Genomic DNA, 16,305 nt, shown 5'->3' with positions numbered 1-16,305 from the left:
TTGGGCGGGGAAGCTTTAAAAATCACCCAAAAATTGAACCAGCTCGGTGAGCACATCCGGAATATGCGAAACCAGATCTTCCGCAATAAGCCCGGCTCCGGCAATTTCAGCGGCCCGGCCATGCACCCATACACCTTTCGCAGCGGCCTCATAGCCACCAAGTCCTTGCGCCAGATATCCGGCAATCACACCCGCCAGCACATCACCAGACCCAGCTGTTGCAAGCCAGGGTGTGCCACTGGCATTGATGGACACATGCCCCTCAGGGTCTGCAATCACCGTATCCGCCCCCTTCAGCACAACCACAGCACCAGCCTGTTTCGCGGCCTTCTTGGTGCGCTCCACTTTGCAATCTGTGGACGTGGGATCATACAAATCAGGAAACAAACGCCGGAACTCACCCTCATGAGGTGTGAGCACAACACGCCCAGCGCAGTCAGAATCCGCAATGTAGGCAAACAAGTGCTCCGGCTTTTCCTCAAAGGACGAAAGCGCATCCGCATCCAAAACCACACCGCGCGCTCCGGAAAGACACTCAGCAACCCGCTCCTGCGTCTCGCGGCCAATACCGGCTGTCGGTCCGATCACCACGGAGTTGAGCCGCTCATCTTCCAAAATACGTTCAAAGTCGGCAATACGCTCAGCCGGGCGGATCATGATACTCGTCAGATGCGCTGCATGGACCAGAGCCGCCTGCTCCCGCGCCACCACAGTCACAAGCCCGCTGCCCGCCCGCTGTGCGCCCAGCGCAGCAAGACGGCTCGCACCAGTGGCAAACTTGGGACCACTCACAACAACAGTGTGCCCCCTGTTATATTTATGCCCTGCCACAGCTGGCTGATCGGGAAGATCTCCCCAAATCTTGTCGCAGTTGTAAAAAGCGGTTGGCCCAATCTTCTCTAAGACAGCATCCTCCAGCCCGATCTGCTCAATAACGATCTCACCGCAATGTCCCCGGCCCGGATAAAGGTAGTGCCCCGGCTTGGCACGAAAGAACGTCACTGTCATATCTGCATGCACAGCCTCACCCAGCACAGCGCCGCTGCGGCCACTCACACCGGAGGGCAGATCAACTGCGACACATTGCGCCGGACTGTCATTGATGTGCTGCACCAGCGCCAGAACTTCATCATCTAAAGGTCGAGAGAGGCCCGCACCAAACAAGGCATCAACAACAACGTCGTCCTCACCCAGCTCTTCCAGCGCGGCCCGCATGTTATCCATTGAGGTTAAATCAAGATCCATCTCATCATAGGCAAGCTCCGCATCGCCTTCGAGAGTTTCCGGGTCACACACCAGCCCGACAGAAACATTAAAGCCCTCATTGTCCGCAAGCTGCGCAACAACAAAGCCGTCTCCGCCGTTGTTTCCCGGGCCGCAGAACACAAGAACCCGCGAATAGGGATGCAGAATCTGGCGCATCACCTCAAACACAGCCTTGCCCGCATTATGCATCAACTCAATACCGGGAAAGCCACCCTCGATGGTCAGGCGATCTGCCTTCTTCATCTGCAATGGTGTCAATAACTCATGCATAAAGCTCTCCATTTCCCTATTCGTCAGGCTCTGAGAAATTTATTACCCATTATCCCTAAGAAATTGGTTCATCATTACCCAGCTGCCGCGACGTTTTTTCGATCACGAAAAATCACAAAACATAAGCTAGTGCTAAAAGGCACAGATTTAAGAGGCACTTCCTGAGTAAATGTTGATACCAGCGCACCACTTTGGGAAAACTACGAAAACATGCACGAGAGACGAGCCCACTACGACCAGCTAATGACTGCTTTCGCACGACGTCTGGGTATGACCACCCAGCCTGATACTGGACTATTTCTTATTGAAGAAGCAAACGGAAGTCGTTGGTCGGTCGAACTCAATGAAAGCTCGGATCTCATTTATATAAGCACCAGCCTCCTTCTTGCAGAAGATAAAAAAACACTGAAGGCGGCTTTGGAGCTCAATCAGGATGTGGACCTCCTTCGCGGAGCGTTCCTCGGACTGTCTCAATCTGGTGACTTGCAACTGAATGCTCAGGCCACACTCCGGTTCACAGATGACCTTGCACTGGAGAACACACTGGTCAACCTGATGCAAATTCGCGAGCAGGTATGCGCACGGCTTTCTGAAACGAAATCCACCCAAACCTCCAAAGCCGTAGAACCGGACTGGAGCACGACGTCTATTCGCCTGTAAAGGTCTCTCACCCATGCATTCCGTCAACTCTCCCAAGCATACTCCAGTTGATCAGAGCCAACTCCAGAACGACGTAAGTGCACAACAAAACTCTGCGCCAAAAAAATCAGAGAAGTTGGAAGCGCGCGGCGTGTCTGTTGAGACCCAAAAGGGCTCAACACCGCCAACAACAAGCAATACGAAGCCCCTCGACACCGCTTCAACTGAAACGCTCGCAAACCGGATAAAGCCACCGAGCCAAACCAGTTCAGAAAGTGTAACGCAGGAGGCGACCGCCCCTTTTGAAGCAGACCGCACCGCGCTTGAGCAAAATGCCAAGCGCCTTGGTGCTGGGGCCAATGGTGAAGTCTATCTTGTCAATCAGGACGGCAAGTCCTTCGCGTTTAAAGTCGCAAGCACCGAAGCCGGTTGGCACGCCCTGCAGCAAGAAGCACAGGTCTATGGCAAACTTGCCCAGATCGGCCCTCACGATAATATCGTCAAAAGCATGGGCATCGTGGAAGTTCAGGGCGTACAGGGCCTCGCCCTTGAGCATGTGGAAGGCTACGAAGCAGGCAAGCTCTTTACCACTGCCGAAAAGCTTTACACAGACAACAAGCTCAGCCACTCCCAGTACTGGGGCACCGTGCAGTTCATTATGCGCGATGTTTTGAGCGGCGTGCACCATCTGGCACAGGCAGGCATCAGCCACAGCGACATAAAGGGTGGCAACCTCCTTTATGACAAGGAAAGTCAGGCGATTAAAATCGTCGACTTTGGCAGCGCTGCAAAAATCGGTATTGATCCTGTCACTATTGGCACTCCGGACCATTCAGCTCCGGAAGCTCTTTTGTCTCTTCCACACAAAGATGGAGACAAACCACGCGCCAATGAGAAGCAGGACACCTTCGCCGTTGGTCAGATGACCTACCGCGCAGGCGAACATGCCGAGAATTTATTTGGTGCACAAAATACTGGTGAGCCAGCCGCACTTGGCTTTGCAATGCATTCCAAACTTCGAGATATCGAGCGCCGCGGTGAGACCATTGAGTATCAGGCGCTCAATCAGGCCGATGACCCAGCCGTTGCAGGCACACCGGGCCATTTCGGCAAGGGCGGCGAAACTGCTTATGTTGAGTTCGTCAATATCTCAACCCTGCTGGACATCGATGTGCGTGGCACCGCAGAAGAGCTCCTGAAGACCAACTTCATCTCTGACCCTTTGTGTCAGCCAGACGAAGCCCGTCAGGTGATCTCAGGCCTCATGACCAAGATGGAAGAAGACCACAAGGCAGAACTCGCAGCTCTCATGCAACAAACCTGATCTGCTCCTTGCAATGATAACCATCAGAAAGCCGGCCTCGTGGTCGGCTTTTTTGCTGCACCCCTTCAGGGACATTTTAATCACATCTCTCCATTTCGATACACCTTAACAACATCGCCTCTGTTTACAGTGGAGTGAGCAAACGATCGCAAACAGCTCAAGACCTGTAACATGACAAAGTCGCCTCGCCCTCTTCAGAACCCGTCGAATGATCCATCAACTCAGGATGCCCAGATCAGCGCGTGGGCAGACAATGTCATCACCCTGCTGGGCCTGAGTGAAAGTTCGGCAGAGGACGGCCAGACAGAACCAGATTTCGACCATCCCCACATGGCCACCAGCAGCCGGTTCACCGTCAGCGACGTCGAAGAAATCAGCTTCTCAGAAGACGAGGAGAGCGATAACGAGCTGGAGCAACCACCACTCACCGCAGTCCCACCCGTCAACAGGTTCACAGTCAGTAGCGTCAGCGAACCAAGCTTCTCCGAGGATGAAGAGAGCGACATAGAGCCGGAACAACCACAGCCCGCCGCAAGCAGGTTTGAAGTCAGCAATGTGGACGAGGACAGCCCCTCAGAAGATGAGCTGGAGCAACCACCAACACCCACAGCCCCGCCTACCAACAGATTCACAGTCAGCAGCGTCAGCGAACCAAGCTTCTCCGAGGATGAAGAGAGCGACACAGAGCCGGAACAACCTCAGCCTGCCGCAAGCCGGTTTGAAGTCAGCAATGTGGACGAGGACAGCCCCTCAGAAGATGAGTTGGAGCAATCACCAGCGCCCACAGCTTCCCCCACCAACAGGTTCACAGTCAGCAGCGTCGACGAGCCAAGCCTCTCCGAGGATGACGAAAGCACGGAAGCACCTGCAACACTGCCTCTCCCCTCCGACAATCTCAAACGTGCCAAACGACTGGGCGCAGGATCTTTCGGGGAAGTGAGCTTGTACACGGACGAGACAAGCGGAAAGTCCATCGCATTCAAGACCGCACGGTCGCAAAAAGGCAAAGACGCCCTGCAAAAAGAAGCTCAGATCTACGGAAAGCTGATGGCCGCTGGCCCGCACAAGAACGTTGTACAGTGCTACGGAATACACGAGATCGACGGCGAAACCGGCCTTGCTATGGAATATGTGGAAGGCTGTGAAGCAGGTGACCTTTTCGAAGGGGCCGAAGAACTCCTCCAAGAGAACAAGCTCAGTCACTCACAATATTGGGGCGCCTTACAGTTCATGGCGAATGAAGCGATTGACGGTCTGAAGCATGTCAACGCGGCAGGCATCAGTCACAATGACATCAAAGGAGGCAACATCCTGTTCGACAAGAACAGCCAATCCCTCAAGATCGCTGATTTTGGCTTTGCAGGCACCATTGGAGAAGATCCACTGGACTTCGGCACCCCGGAATATTCCAGCCCGGAAGCCATCGCAGCCGCCTTCAAAGACGCGGAGGATCGTGACCGCCTGGACGATAAACAGGACGGCTATGCCGTTGGCCAGATGGTATATGGCGGAGGTGAAGGTGAAGCCAATCTTCTGGGCGCGCCGGATTGCGACAGCCCTTATGCATTCGCTCTCCATGTTGTGCGCAAACTGAGCAACTCAAAATCCCAAACCGGCGAAGAAAACAGCCCGGAGAAAGCCCTCACGCCAACAGATGATCCTGATCTGGCTGGAGAGCCTGGTTTTTACAACGAGAGTTACGAGTCCGAGTACGCCCGCTTCGTCAACAATTCCATGCAGATCGATCCGAAGAAGAGAAGCAGTCTGGACGACATGCAGCAAAGCCAGTTTTTACAGGATCCGCTCCTGCAACCGGACGAAGCGAAAAAAGTCCTCGACTACATCATGCAGCAAACCAGCTCCAAATCTGCATAGGATAAAAGCTAGCTTCATACGATCAGAGCTGGGCAACACGCCTAGCGATTGGACTTTGGCGGCTTCTTCTTCACATTCCTAGCAGCCTCCCGCTCATCACTGGCAATCACCACATCCTGAGGCTGGGAAAGCTCAATCAGGTTGCCGTCAGGGTCGCGAATGTAGACAGACAGGATCGGCGAACTGGCACCTGTGCGGAACACAGGCCCCTCCACAATCGTCACGGCGGCAGCACTCAGCCGCGCAATGGCCGAATCCAAACTCTCAACCAAAAAGCAGAGATCTGCGGTCCCCGGCACCTGTTCCTGCGCGATCGGAGTATGATCCACATCGATGGGCTGAAGGTTGATCTTCTGCTGCCCAAAATGCAGGGCCCGCCGCCCGCCTCCGAATATGATCTCCTCCATACCTAGTACATCCTGATAAAAACGACTGGTACGTTCAACATCATGAACGGTAAGCACGACATGGTCGAGAGAAACCAACCTCATCACTCGCTCCTTCAAGCGCATGCCAAAAACTGACTGTCAGCTTCCATAGGAACGCGCAAAATCTGCAACAGCTTTTTCACGACCAACCATAACCCTGCCTTGCACAAGGAACCAACTCCTAGTTTCAGGCGAGATGAACAAAAGGTACACTGCCTACTTTTTAACCATTATGCGCAGTGTTTGTGCACCAGATATATTTCAGATGCAGTTTCCCATTATTATTAAGGGAGCAAACTGCCCGCTTTCGCGGCTTTTTAAGAAAATTTCAAAACTGGCACGGTTTCTGCATTCATATTTCCGTAAGTTTTGAATCGCGAACTTTCTGCACACGCGCTGATCATTTTTAAGAGCATGCCAGATCAGCAGCGCACGCAGATACAAGACGAACTGAGAGTGTGAAGACCATGAAGAAAATTGAGGCGATCATTAAGCCGTTCAAACTGGATGAAGTGAAAGAAGCACTTCAGGAGGTTGGTCTTCAGGGGATCACCGTTACCGAAGCAAAAGGATTTGGCCGCCAGAAGGGTCATACAGAACTCTATCGTGGCGCCGAGTACGTGGTGGATTTTCTGCCAAAGGTTAAGGTGGAAATCGTACTCAACGATGATCTTGTAGAAAAAGCTGTAGAAGCCATTCGCGACGCCGCACAGACTGGCCGCATTGGTGATGGCAAGATTTTTGTCTCCAGCATCGAAGAAGCAATCCGTATTCGTACGGGAGAGACGGGCGAAGACGCTGTTTAACCCAGAGTTTCACTAGGAAATCACGAGGACTGAATGAGTTAGGGGCAACGATCCCACACGCTTGGTCTTCCAGTTTACAACACTGCGCCACTGGCGATTTTAATAAGAGGAATAGGAAGTTATGACAACCTCCGCTGATGTCTTGAAAGAAATCCAGGAAAAAGACGTAAAGTTCGTAGATCTTCGTTTTTCTGATCCGCGCGGCAAGCTGCAGCACGTCACCATGGATATCTCCCAGGTGAACGAAGACATGTTTGCAGAGGGCGTCGCATTTGACGGTTCTTCTATCGGTGGTTGGAAAGCAATCAACGAATCCGACATGATGCTGATGCCAGATCCGGAAACAGCTCATATCGACCCATTCTTCGCGCAGTCCACCATGTCCATCTTCTGTGACGTTCTCGACCCACGCACAGGCGAAGGTTACAACCGTGACCCACGCATGACAGCCAAGCGCGCTGAAGCCTATGTGAAAGCATGTGGCGCTGGCGACACCGTATTCGTTGGCCCGGAAGCTGAATTCTTCATCTTCGACGACGTTCGCTTTGCAGCTGACCCATACAACACCGGCTTCAAGCTGGATTGTTCCGAACTGCCATCCAACATGGACAGCGAGTACGAGTCCGGTAACCTCGGTCACCGTCCACGCACAAAAGGCGGCTACTTCCCAGTACCACCAATTGACAGCGCGCAGGACATCCGTTCCGAAATGCTGACAGTCATGTCCGACATGGGTGTTAAAGTTGAAAAGCACCACCACGAAGTGGCAGCAGCTCAGCACGAACTCGGCATGCAGTTCCAGACCCTGACAACCTGTGCTGACCACATGCAGATCTACAAGTACGTGGTTCACCAAGTTGCACACGCTTATGGCAAGTCCGCAACCTTCATGCCTAAGCCAGTCTTCGGCGACAACGGCACCGGCATGCACTGCCACTTCTCCCTATGGGAAGACGGCAAGCCAACTTTCGCTGGCAGCCAGTATGCTGACCTTTCCGAGAATGCTCTGTACTTCATCGGCGGTATCCTGAAGCACGCGAAATCTCTGAACGCATTCACCAATGCGTCCACCAACTCCTACAAGCGTCTGGTACCGGGCTATGAGGCTCCAGTTCTTCTGGCATACTCTTCCCAGAACCGTTCCGCATCCTGCCGTATTCCATTCACATCTTCTCCAAAAGGCAAGCGTGTAGAAGTTCGCTTCCCGGATCCTTCTGCAAACCCATATCTGGCGTTCGCTGCACAGCTGATGGCTGGCCTTGATGGCATCAAGAACAAGATCCATCCTGGCGATGCTATGGATAAGAACCTGTATGATCTGCCAGCAGAAGAACTCTCCGAGATCCCAACTGTTGCAGCATCTCTGCGTGAAGCTCTGGAATGCCTCGATGCAGACCGTGAATACCTCAAAGCAGGCGGCGTATTCGATGACGACCAGATCGACGCCTACATCGAACTGAAGATGGAAGAAGTCATGCGCACAGACATGACCCCTCACCCAGTTGAGTTCGACATGTACTACTCCGTCTAAGTTATGAAGGGACTGCTTTAACTCCAATGCACCTATGGCGTATCCATAAGACGAGCTTCGGCTCAAATCAGGAGACGCCTTTCAAAAGCAGTCCTCTCATCTAGGCACAATAAAACCCCGGCTGGCCTCAGTCGGGGTTTTGTTTTTCTATCACACGGATCTCATCTTGCGATACAAACCTGCATCAGCAAAGCAGAGAGCTTACCAGCCGCCCTCTCTCATCTCCGCAGAAATCTCAAGACGCACCCGATCGCTGGTCAATGGCGCAAACTTACCAACACCAAAGTCACTGCGCAAAATCGCTCCCTTACCCTCTACACCTATCCACTGCCCCTGATAGTAATCAAAGTAGCTTCCCAGCGGATGCGGGCCATTGTGTTTGAGCTGAAAGTCCAGTTCCACCGGATGCTTCTGGTCCCTGATGGTCAGATCCCCCACCAATGTCACAGCTGTTGCCCCGGCTTGTTTGACGGATGTGGAAACGAAAGTGATCTCAGGAAATTTCTCCGCGTCAAAGAAGTCAGAGCCTTTCAGATGCTCATCCAGCGGCTCAACACCCGTATCCACGCTTGCCGGATCAATGGTCACACTGACTTTCGTTTCTTCAATCTTTGCCGGATCAAACTCCACTTCCCCGCCAACAACCTTCCACTCACCAGATTGTTCTGTCAGTCCCGCATGATTGTAGTAAAACCGAACCTCGGTATGGGTCGGATCAAACTTGTAGCTCGCAGCCTGCGCTGACGCTGTGAATGCAAGTGACGCCGCAACAACGGCGAATTTCGTGAAATGCTTCATGCTTTTCCTGCCTCATATCCCTGTTTGTCACATAAAAACTGCAGCTTTCTGCAAATACATATCCATTAACCTGTTGATTTTTATTATATTAATGTATATGCATGTATATACATCTAAATGATTGAAAACCATTTTCAAGAGCGGAATGCACAAATAACGAGGATGTGATGTCTGTCAGCAAAGAGTCAGTTTCTCTCTGGATCGCTCTCAACCGAGTGCAAAAGACCATCTACACCGATATCGAAGGCGCCTTCAAAGCAGAGCGTTTCCCCCCTCTCTCCTGGTATGACATCCTCTGGGAACTGGAGAATGCACCCGATGGCCTGAGGCAATTCGAGCTGGAGCAACGTGTCCTCTTCCAGCAGGCCAACCTCTCACGTGTGATCCAGTCGCTCGCCAAGGCTCAGCTGGTCGAGAGCAAACCCGCCCTCAAGGACAAGCGCGGCAAGACCCTCTTCATCACCTCAAAGGGAAAAGACCTCCGCGCCCAGATGTGGCAAACCTATGAGCGCATGCTGGAAGAAAAACTCGATACAAAAATCAACAAGGAAGGCGCGACCCAACTCGCAGCAGCCTTGAAGGCGCTAGTTTAGATTATTTCATCGATCAGTGGATCATGACACCAAACATTGGCTTTGTGCGCAACACAGCGCCTCTACACAGCAACGCAAGAAAACACAAAAGAACGCAAACCAACGCACATTAGAGCGCAAAGGGGATATGTCATCACCACGTCACGAAACTGCGTTTAAGTGCAATGAGGTTATCAGTATCTGACCGTGCTGATTAGACCCGCATACTCTTCAAAGGCGATCCTCCCGGATCGCCTTCTTTTTTTGCGCTTTTTTGGAAAAACAGAGCGTCTTCACTAAGGCAACACTAACTATTTTCTCCCCCATCCCTTGAAAGAAAACCCAAGCGTTCCTAAGTTAAGTACAGGTCAACAAAAGGAGAGCCAATGACTCCACCGGACCTGCATGTTGTACGGTTTTTATAAAGGCAATTCGGTACTTATGAAGACCCTCTGCAAGATGCTACAATATAGCAAGACTACAAAACGGCCTGAGCGACCGAGCGTCATCAGACGGTAAGCACGGATCGAACCCGGACGTACACGGGCGGAAATCATATCAAACGCCCCAGCATATAGCCTTGAAACGGTAAATCGCGGCGATCCGACTATAAAAGCAAAACCCCGTTTAGACCTTCGAGAAGGACGCGGGGTTTTCTTTTGGCCATTGCAATGTAGTCCGCAGCCTCTAAAATATACCAATTACATTCATATTTTAGAGAAAACAATGACTGCAGCAGCCGACACAATTGAGCTTCTCCCCACACTTCCTTCCCTCAACATTCAGGAAACAAAAGCGTTTTACGCAGACAAGCTCGGCTTTTCCAACGTCGTTTACGAACAAGATGACTTTCTGATTCTGCGCAGAGACACTTTAGAAATCCACTTTTGGCTCACCACAGAAAAGCACCTGTGCAACAACAGCAGCGTTTATTTCCGTGGAGGGCCCATCGTCGACCTTCACGAAGAATATCGCAAACTCGGCCTTCCAGAGGACGGCAAGAGCGAACCCCGCTTCACGCAACTCACCAGACGCCCCTGGGATATGGAAGAGTTTTACATCCACGACCCTCACGGCAACCTATTGAAATTTGGCCGCATTCCGCTCTGAGCAGAACAGAGAGGAAACACAACTGCGTTGCGGAGAACTCACTCAACACACCTCAGCACCAAATTCTCCGCACAATCTCAAATCCCCAACACAGCTTTTGGGCCTTGCCAGAAAAAACGAGTGAATCACGCTGAAAACTCAGGTATAGACCTTTCAACTTGGAAATACTCAGTAAATTGAACAGGCTTGACCAATGAGCTCATATAAATCCGAATTTATGCGGACAATGGAAGAACGCGGCTTCCTCCACCAACTCTCTAACGCCGAAGGTCTGGACGAACTTTGCGCAAAAGAGACCGTAACCGCATATATTGGCTTTGACTGTACAGCCTCCAGCCTGCACGTTGGCTCCCTTGTACAAATCATGATGCTGCATTGGTTCCAGAAGACCGGCCACCGTCCGATTACCCTCATGGGCAGCGGTACAACACGCGTTGGCGACCCGACTGGCAAAGACGAAAGCCGCAAAGTGCTGACCGATGAGGACATCGAAGGCAACAAAAACGGCATCAAGCAAGTCTTTGAAAAGTTTTTGCAATTCGGTGATGGCCCATCTGATGCAATGATGATGGACAACGCCGACTGGCTGCTCAAACTCAACTACATGGACTTCCTGCGTGATGTTGGCCGCTACTTCTCCGTCAACCAGATGATCCAGCGCGACAGCGTGCGCCTGCGTCTGGAACGCGAACAGCACCTGTCGTTCCTCGAGTTCAACTACATGCTCCTGCAGGGCTACGATTACCTCGAAATCCATCGCCGCACAGACTGCCGCCTGCAGATGGGTGGCTCTGATCAATGGAGCAACATCCTTTCTGGCGTAGACCTTGGTCGCCGTCTTGCAGACAAAGAACTCTTCGCCCTCACCACCCCGCTGCTCACTACAGCTTCCGGTGCAAAAATGGGCAAAACCGCAGCAGGCGCAGTATGGCTCAACGCAGACATGCTCAGCCCCTACGATTACTGGCAGTTCTGGCGCAACACCGAAGATGCTGACGTTGAGAAGTTCCTGAAACTCTTCACCATTCTGCCAATGGACGAGATCAAACGTCTGGCGGGAATGGAAGGCGCTGAGATCAACGAAGCTAAGAAGGTTCTGGCGACAGAAGCCACCGCCCTGCTCCATGGCCGTATTGAGGCTGACAAAGCTGCTGAGACAGCTCGTAAGGCGTTTGAAGAAGGTGCCAATGCCGTTGGCCTGCCAACCATCGAGATTGCTGCTACAGAGCTGAAAGAAGGCCTCGGCGTCCTCAACGCTTTCGTAACCGCTGGTCTATGTTCTTCCAACGGAGAAGTCCGCCGTAACATTAAAGGCGGCGCTGTACGCATCAACGATAAGGCAGAGCAGGATCACAACCGCTCTATCACTGACGCTGACCTGACCGATGATGGCGTGATCAAGCTTTCTCTTGGCAAGAAAAAACACGTTCTTGTAAAGCCAGTCTAACAGTCTGACTAAACACAATATCTTTGACAAAGCCGGGCCTTGCTCCCGGCTTTTTCTTTGCCTGCAAAACACTGCAAGTTTATGCAATTGCAGCCAGTCAACTGCACCTTGAGCTAGCCCTGATAGCCTAAACTGCTGCCCTTGTATTCAGGAGCAGCCCCCATGGCGATGCAGGATTGGAACGCACAACAATACTTGAAGCACGCAGCCTATGTCGCAGACTTTGGGCAAGACGCACTTGAGTTGCTCGCTGTGCAGCCCGGAGAAAGCATTTTGGACCTGGGATGCGGTGAAGGCACGCTGGCCCAGGAAATTCAAAACCGAGGTGCAATCGTAACCGGCGTCGACACAGCAGAAGACATGCTCCTGCAAGCGAATGAGAAAGGCATCAAGACCTGCCTCATACCTGCTGAAAACCTCAATTTTGACAAGGAGTTCAACGCAGTTTTCTCCAACGCAGCCCTTCATTGGATGCAGGATTACAAGGGCGTCATCCACGGTGTTGTGAAAGCTCTGAAGCCGGGAGGTCGGTTTGTTGGTGAAATGGGATGCGACCGGAACTGCCGCATCATCCGATCTGCAATGGAGAACGTGTTCGCCGAAAACCCTGCTTTCGGCCCCTACAAGAGCCCCTGGATTTTCCCACCACCCGAAACGTACATGCGCGCGCTGAAAGAAGCAGGTTTCTCAGTCACCTATCATACAGAAATTGAACGCAGGACACCGCTGGAAACAGGAATGAAGGGATGGCTGCAACTCTTTACCAGCAGCCTCACAGAGCAGCTGAGCGAAACCCATAAGAAGCGATTTTACAAAGAGACAATCAAGCATCTCAAACCGCTACTGTATTCGAGAAGCAAAGGCTGGGAAGCAGACTACGTTTGCATGCGCTTTGCAGCCTACCTCCCTGTGGCCTCTACTTGAATTCAAAGATACGGCGGAACACACCTGGTGCGATTGCAGAGACCGGATTAACCTGGAACTTAGGCTTCTCAAAGGTGCCATCCAGCTTATAGGTCACTCCAAACAGCCCTTCATCAGAAGAACCTCCACCCAGGATGAGACCGATCACTGGCAGTTTCGCAAACAGGTTGTTCAAGGCATAGGCAGGAACAAACGTGCCTGCCATATCCAGCTGACGGTTCTTCAGATTGGCATTCCCGCTAAAGGTCCCGCCAATAATAGCACCGCTCAACGTTCCCTTGGAAACATTCAGAATGTCTCCTCTGCGCGAAAACTGCATGCGCATCTTTTGGAAAGACGCCTCACCAGAATTCACTGCAGCAGAATACACTTCGCTGTTCCGCGTTCCGCGAATTTCCTTCGGCTCGATCCCTTTCAGCGCTTTAATCGCAGGATCTTCGGTGATGGAAAAATCATTTACAGTCAGCTGACCAGCCCAGTTGGTATCAGTTGGCATCTGGATATCCAAGCGCCCGTTACCACCGCGCATACGAGGGAACAGATCCATAAACCGTAAGAACTCACCGGCATTGTTCAGCTTGCCTTTTGCAAAGCGATGCTTCCCCTCGCCGCCAACAGTGAAATTGAACTGACCACGGCTTGAGGTCGCGCCCGAAACCGCAAGATTAACAGCGCTTACCCCGCGGAAGAGCCCATCAATCCGCACGTTTTGAGCCTGTACACCTCTGAAACCGATCAGGCGCCTGAATGTCAGGTCAACCGCAATCACATCTCTTTTGCGCTTTGCCGAAGCAGCTGCATTATCAGCCCCAAACGAATCCAACAGGGCACGGCCATCAAACCGATCCGCATTCATGACAACCTGATACCCACCACCACGGCGTGGACGAATGGTCATCTTGGCTTTGTCATTGGGGCGCAGATTGAACGCGGAGAAGTCAGCAAGCGCCAGCTTTCCATTGCCATCAATTTTTAGATTGCCACGAACTTCAACACCTTCAGAAAGGAATGAGAAGTTATGGAGCGTCCTGGCATTGCCATTTTTTGTCACACGGAACCTTGCGGTTGCACGTACACCAGACGCCTTGCTCCAGCCAACCTCACGAACGTTGATGGCAGCTTTTGAAAGGTCCAGTTCAAACACCTGCGCGCCGCCACTGTCTTCATAGCTGACTTTCACAGAGCCTTTGACATAGCCCTGAAGATCAACACCGTAGTCTGTCAGATCCTTGGCATTGGCAACAAACGTCACGCCCTGACGGTCTTCAGCTCCACTGCCATCGCGGCTGGTGCTCAAATCAATCTCAGACTGGAAGCCATTCAGCTTCCCCTTGCCGGAAATCTGGGTTTGCTTTGTATCCGCCTGAACGATCAGGTTTGCATTTTCGATGGTCTGGCCTGAGATTTTCGCTTTACTGCTGAAGTCCTTCAGATCCAGATTGGCGCGCCACTCAACATCCTTAACCTTGAGATTCTTGAGGAGCGGGAACGAGGCTTCAACACGGACTTCACCCATGCCAGAAAGGTCTGCTGGCACGACACTGAAACCCTCTAACGCATTTATAGGTTCAGCGTCAGCTAGCACACCCAAATCATCGGCACGCCCCGTCAGTAGCACAGACAGTTCAGCAGGCAGAGCCCCTGGTGTTGCGATGTTTTTGATCGCAAACTGAACCTCTGGCACCTTAACGATGTTCCCGTCTTGCATACGGAAATGACCATTGCTGCCGGAGATCGAAAAATCTTCATTCTCGATCTTGCCAGTCCCGGTGAGATCGCGCACCACAGGAAGAGTTTTGAGCGCTTTGACTGAGCCGTCAATCACATCAAAGGATGCTGTTAGGCCGTCTCCCTGCCACGCAGGCGTACTCCGGTCGCCATCAAAGGCTTCTGGCCCAAGCGCCAGATCCAAGGCAATGTTATCAACCCGGCCAGGGCCGAGGTGATCAATCAACCAGTTTCGGGTTTTTGGTGCTGTAACTGTCGGCCAAACCTGCAACACTTCGCCAAAGCTCAGGCTTGGGCTGTAAACGGATAGCGCAAGGGATGGTCCCGGTTTCCCGTAGTAGAACGATCCCGCAACATTGATGTCAGCATCAAGCCCGACAGCACGGGCTCGCTCAATAGAAATCAGGGAGTTCGTCGGATCAAACGTGCCTGATGCATAAGCATCCGGAAACAGCAGAGGCGGAGATTTAACATCAGCAGGCGCCAAAACGATCTCTCGGGAACCAAGCGAATAGTTCCACTCAGCGCCTTCAGTTACAGGTGGCTGCACAACCCCGCCAAACACAACGCGTGTGTTTTTACGGCGCAGATAAGATCGCCCGATAATAATATCGGGATTATCGCGCTGCAAATTAAGATCCAGGAATGCTTCGTCGACGGTAATAGAATTATCTGGAGCAGTGCGGATGAAGATTGGAGAGGTACGAATATTCATATCCGCACCAACAAACTCACCGGTCGCCCAAAGTTCAGCATTCGCTTCAACAAACAGACGCGTATTCGCCAGCTTGTCATCACGAGCAAAACTGTGCGTTGGCAATAAATCTCGCAGCGAAGCATCACGCAGATTGACGGAAATGTTTCTCGCACCAGTTTCAGGTGTAACAGTGCGCTTCAGATCCCATGACCAGTCGCCTTCACGGCCCACGATCTTTGCATTTACTGCAAAGGAGAGATCATCCAGCAGCACGGCATTTGCATCAATACCATCAGCGACAAACTCTTCACCCTGCGCGTTGATCACCAGTCGCCCGTACTCAATAGCAACTTTTTCAAGATGCCAGCGCTTGAGCTCCTCAACAGCAATCACACTAAACTTATCGATCGCTACCACGCGGTTTTGCACCCGCGGCAAAGGCTCCGATCCACTCGCCAGCTTGATCGTTGCAGAAGGTCGTTCCAGCGCGACACTGGTGATTTCCAGATCACCGGTCAGCAGCCCAGACAGATTGATGCCGATTTCGGCTCGTGGGAGCAACACAGTCGCTGCTGTGCGACCTTTGACGCGAATAAGGGAGTCTTCCAGAAGAATACGGCTGCCGTTTTCACCAAACAGATCAAACTGCGCACTACCAACGGTGACATTCAGCGCTTTGCTCTCAAACTGTTTGATTGCCCAATCCACGAGATAGGGAACAGAAAACGGGCCACTCATCACCCGGTAACCGCCAAAACCAAACGCTATAAATAGAAAAACACAAACAACACCCCATATTACGCGTCGCTTAAAACGACGTGTAACAGGAGAGCTCTCAAGCTCTGCTGTATTCCCAACATCAACAGCCAGAATCTCATTCCCTGTTTTAG

13 protein-coding genes are annotated in these 16,305 nt (G+C 52.1%); 9 read left to right on the top strand and 4 right to left on the bottom strand.

What is annotated here, in order from left to right; genetic code table 11:
- Nucleotides 1-15: 15 nt before the first annotated feature.
- Nucleotides 16-1,536, bottom strand: a complete 1,521-nt coding sequence (locus tag PsAD5_RS13125) for an NAD(P)H-hydrate dehydratase (protein WP_244272082.1) — start codon at nucleotides 1,534-1,536, stop codon at nucleotides 16-18.
- 210 nt (nucleotides 1,537-1,746) lie between these two features.
- Between PsAD5_RS13125 and PsAD5_RS13120 the strand changes: the two genes are divergently transcribed.
- From PsAD5_RS13120 to PsAD5_RS13110, 3 genes are all read left to right on the top strand, one after another.
- A complete protein-coding gene (locus PsAD5_RS13120) occupies nucleotides 1,747-2,196 on the top strand; it encodes a type III secretion system chaperone (RefSeq protein ID WP_208988593.1) in 450 nt (149 codons plus the stop codon).
- A gap of 130 nt (nucleotides 2,197-2,326) precedes the next feature.
- The gene (locus tag PsAD5_RS13115) at nucleotides 2,327-3,499 is read left to right on the top strand and encodes a protein kinase domain-containing protein (RefSeq protein WP_208988591.1); all 1,173 of its coding nucleotides are present in this window, start codon (nucleotides 2,327-2,329) and stop codon (nucleotides 3,497-3,499) included.
- Between the two features lie 171 nt (nucleotides 3,500-3,670).
- Nucleotides 3,671-5,374 (top strand): protein kinase domain-containing protein, encoded by a 1,704-nt coding sequence (locus PsAD5_RS13110; RefSeq protein WP_063292443.1) that lies wholly within the window; start codon nucleotides 3,671-3,673, stop codon nucleotides 5,372-5,374.
- 41 nt (nucleotides 5,375-5,415) lie between these two features.
- Here the strand turns inward: PsAD5_RS13110 and PsAD5_RS13105 are convergent, their stop codons facing one another.
- Entirely contained in the window at nucleotides 5,416-5,865 is a 450-nt protein-coding gene (locus PsAD5_RS13105) for a VOC family protein (protein ID WP_063292442.1), read from the bottom strand.
- Between the two features lie 404 nt (nucleotides 5,866-6,269).
- Here PsAD5_RS13105 and PsAD5_RS13100 point away from each other — a divergent pair, with 404 nt between their 5' ends.
- The gene (locus tag PsAD5_RS13100) at nucleotides 6,270-6,608 is read left to right on the top strand and encodes a P-II family nitrogen regulator (protein WP_057461792.1); all 339 of its coding nucleotides are present in this window, start codon (nucleotides 6,270-6,272) and stop codon (nucleotides 6,606-6,608) included.
- A gap of 121 nt (nucleotides 6,609-6,729) precedes the next feature.
- Nucleotides 6,730-8,139, top strand: coding sequence for a type I glutamate--ammonia ligase (gene glnA, locus PsAD5_RS13095; protein WP_057461793.1), 1,410 nt, complete (start codon nucleotides 6,730-6,732; stop codon nucleotides 8,137-8,139).
- A gap of 201 nt (nucleotides 8,140-8,340) precedes the next feature.
- Here the strand turns inward: glnA and PsAD5_RS13090 are convergent, their stop codons facing one another.
- On the bottom strand, nucleotides 8,341-8,937 hold the full coding sequence (locus PsAD5_RS13090; protein WP_063292441.1) for a YceI family protein: 597 nt from the start codon (nucleotides 8,935-8,937) through the stop codon (nucleotides 8,341-8,343).
- 167 nt (nucleotides 8,938-9,104) lie between these two features.
- Here PsAD5_RS13090 and PsAD5_RS13085 point away from each other — a divergent pair, with 167 nt between their 5' ends.
- From PsAD5_RS13085 to PsAD5_RS13070, 4 genes are all read left to right on the top strand, one after another.
- Nucleotides 9,105-9,530 carry a MarR family winged helix-turn-helix transcriptional regulator gene (locus tag PsAD5_RS13085; protein WP_063292440.1) on the top strand — a complete coding sequence of 142 codons (426 nt, stop codon included), beginning with the start codon at nucleotides 9,105-9,107 and terminating at the stop codon, nucleotides 9,528-9,530.
- Between the two features lie 705 nt (nucleotides 9,531-10,235).
- Nucleotides 10,236-10,619, top strand: coding sequence for a bleomycin resistance protein (locus tag PsAD5_RS13080; RefSeq protein ID WP_063289042.1), 384 nt, complete (start codon nucleotides 10,236-10,238; stop codon nucleotides 10,617-10,619).
- A 193-nt stretch (nucleotides 10,620-10,812) separates the two neighbouring features.
- Nucleotides 10,813-12,066, top strand: coding sequence for a tyrosine--tRNA ligase (gene tyrS, locus PsAD5_RS13075; RefSeq protein WP_063292439.1), 1,254 nt, complete (start codon nucleotides 10,813-10,815; stop codon nucleotides 12,064-12,066).
- Between the two features lie 162 nt (nucleotides 12,067-12,228).
- Nucleotides 12,229-12,990, top strand: coding sequence for a class I SAM-dependent methyltransferase (locus tag PsAD5_RS13070; protein ID WP_063292438.1), 762 nt, complete (start codon nucleotides 12,229-12,231; stop codon nucleotides 12,988-12,990).
- On the opposite strand, the gene PsAD5_RS13065 is transcribed toward PsAD5_RS13070, so the two are convergent.
- Nucleotides 12,983-16,153, bottom strand: a complete 3,171-nt coding sequence (locus tag PsAD5_RS13065) for a YhdP family protein (RefSeq protein ID WP_063292437.1) — start codon at nucleotides 16,151-16,153, stop codon at nucleotides 12,983-12,985. The genes PsAD5_RS13070 and PsAD5_RS13065 overlap by 8 nt on opposite strands.
- Nucleotides 16,154-16,305: the final 152 nt, after the last annotated feature.

The sequence above is a fragment of the Pseudovibrio sp. Ad5 genome (genome assembly GCF_001623095.1).
Taxonomy (GTDB): domain Bacteria; phylum Pseudomonadota; class Alphaproteobacteria; order Rhizobiales; family Stappiaceae; genus Pseudovibrio.
The sequence above is the reverse complement of the archived record's forward strand: the minus strand, read 5'-3'. Positions and strand labels throughout refer to the sequence as shown.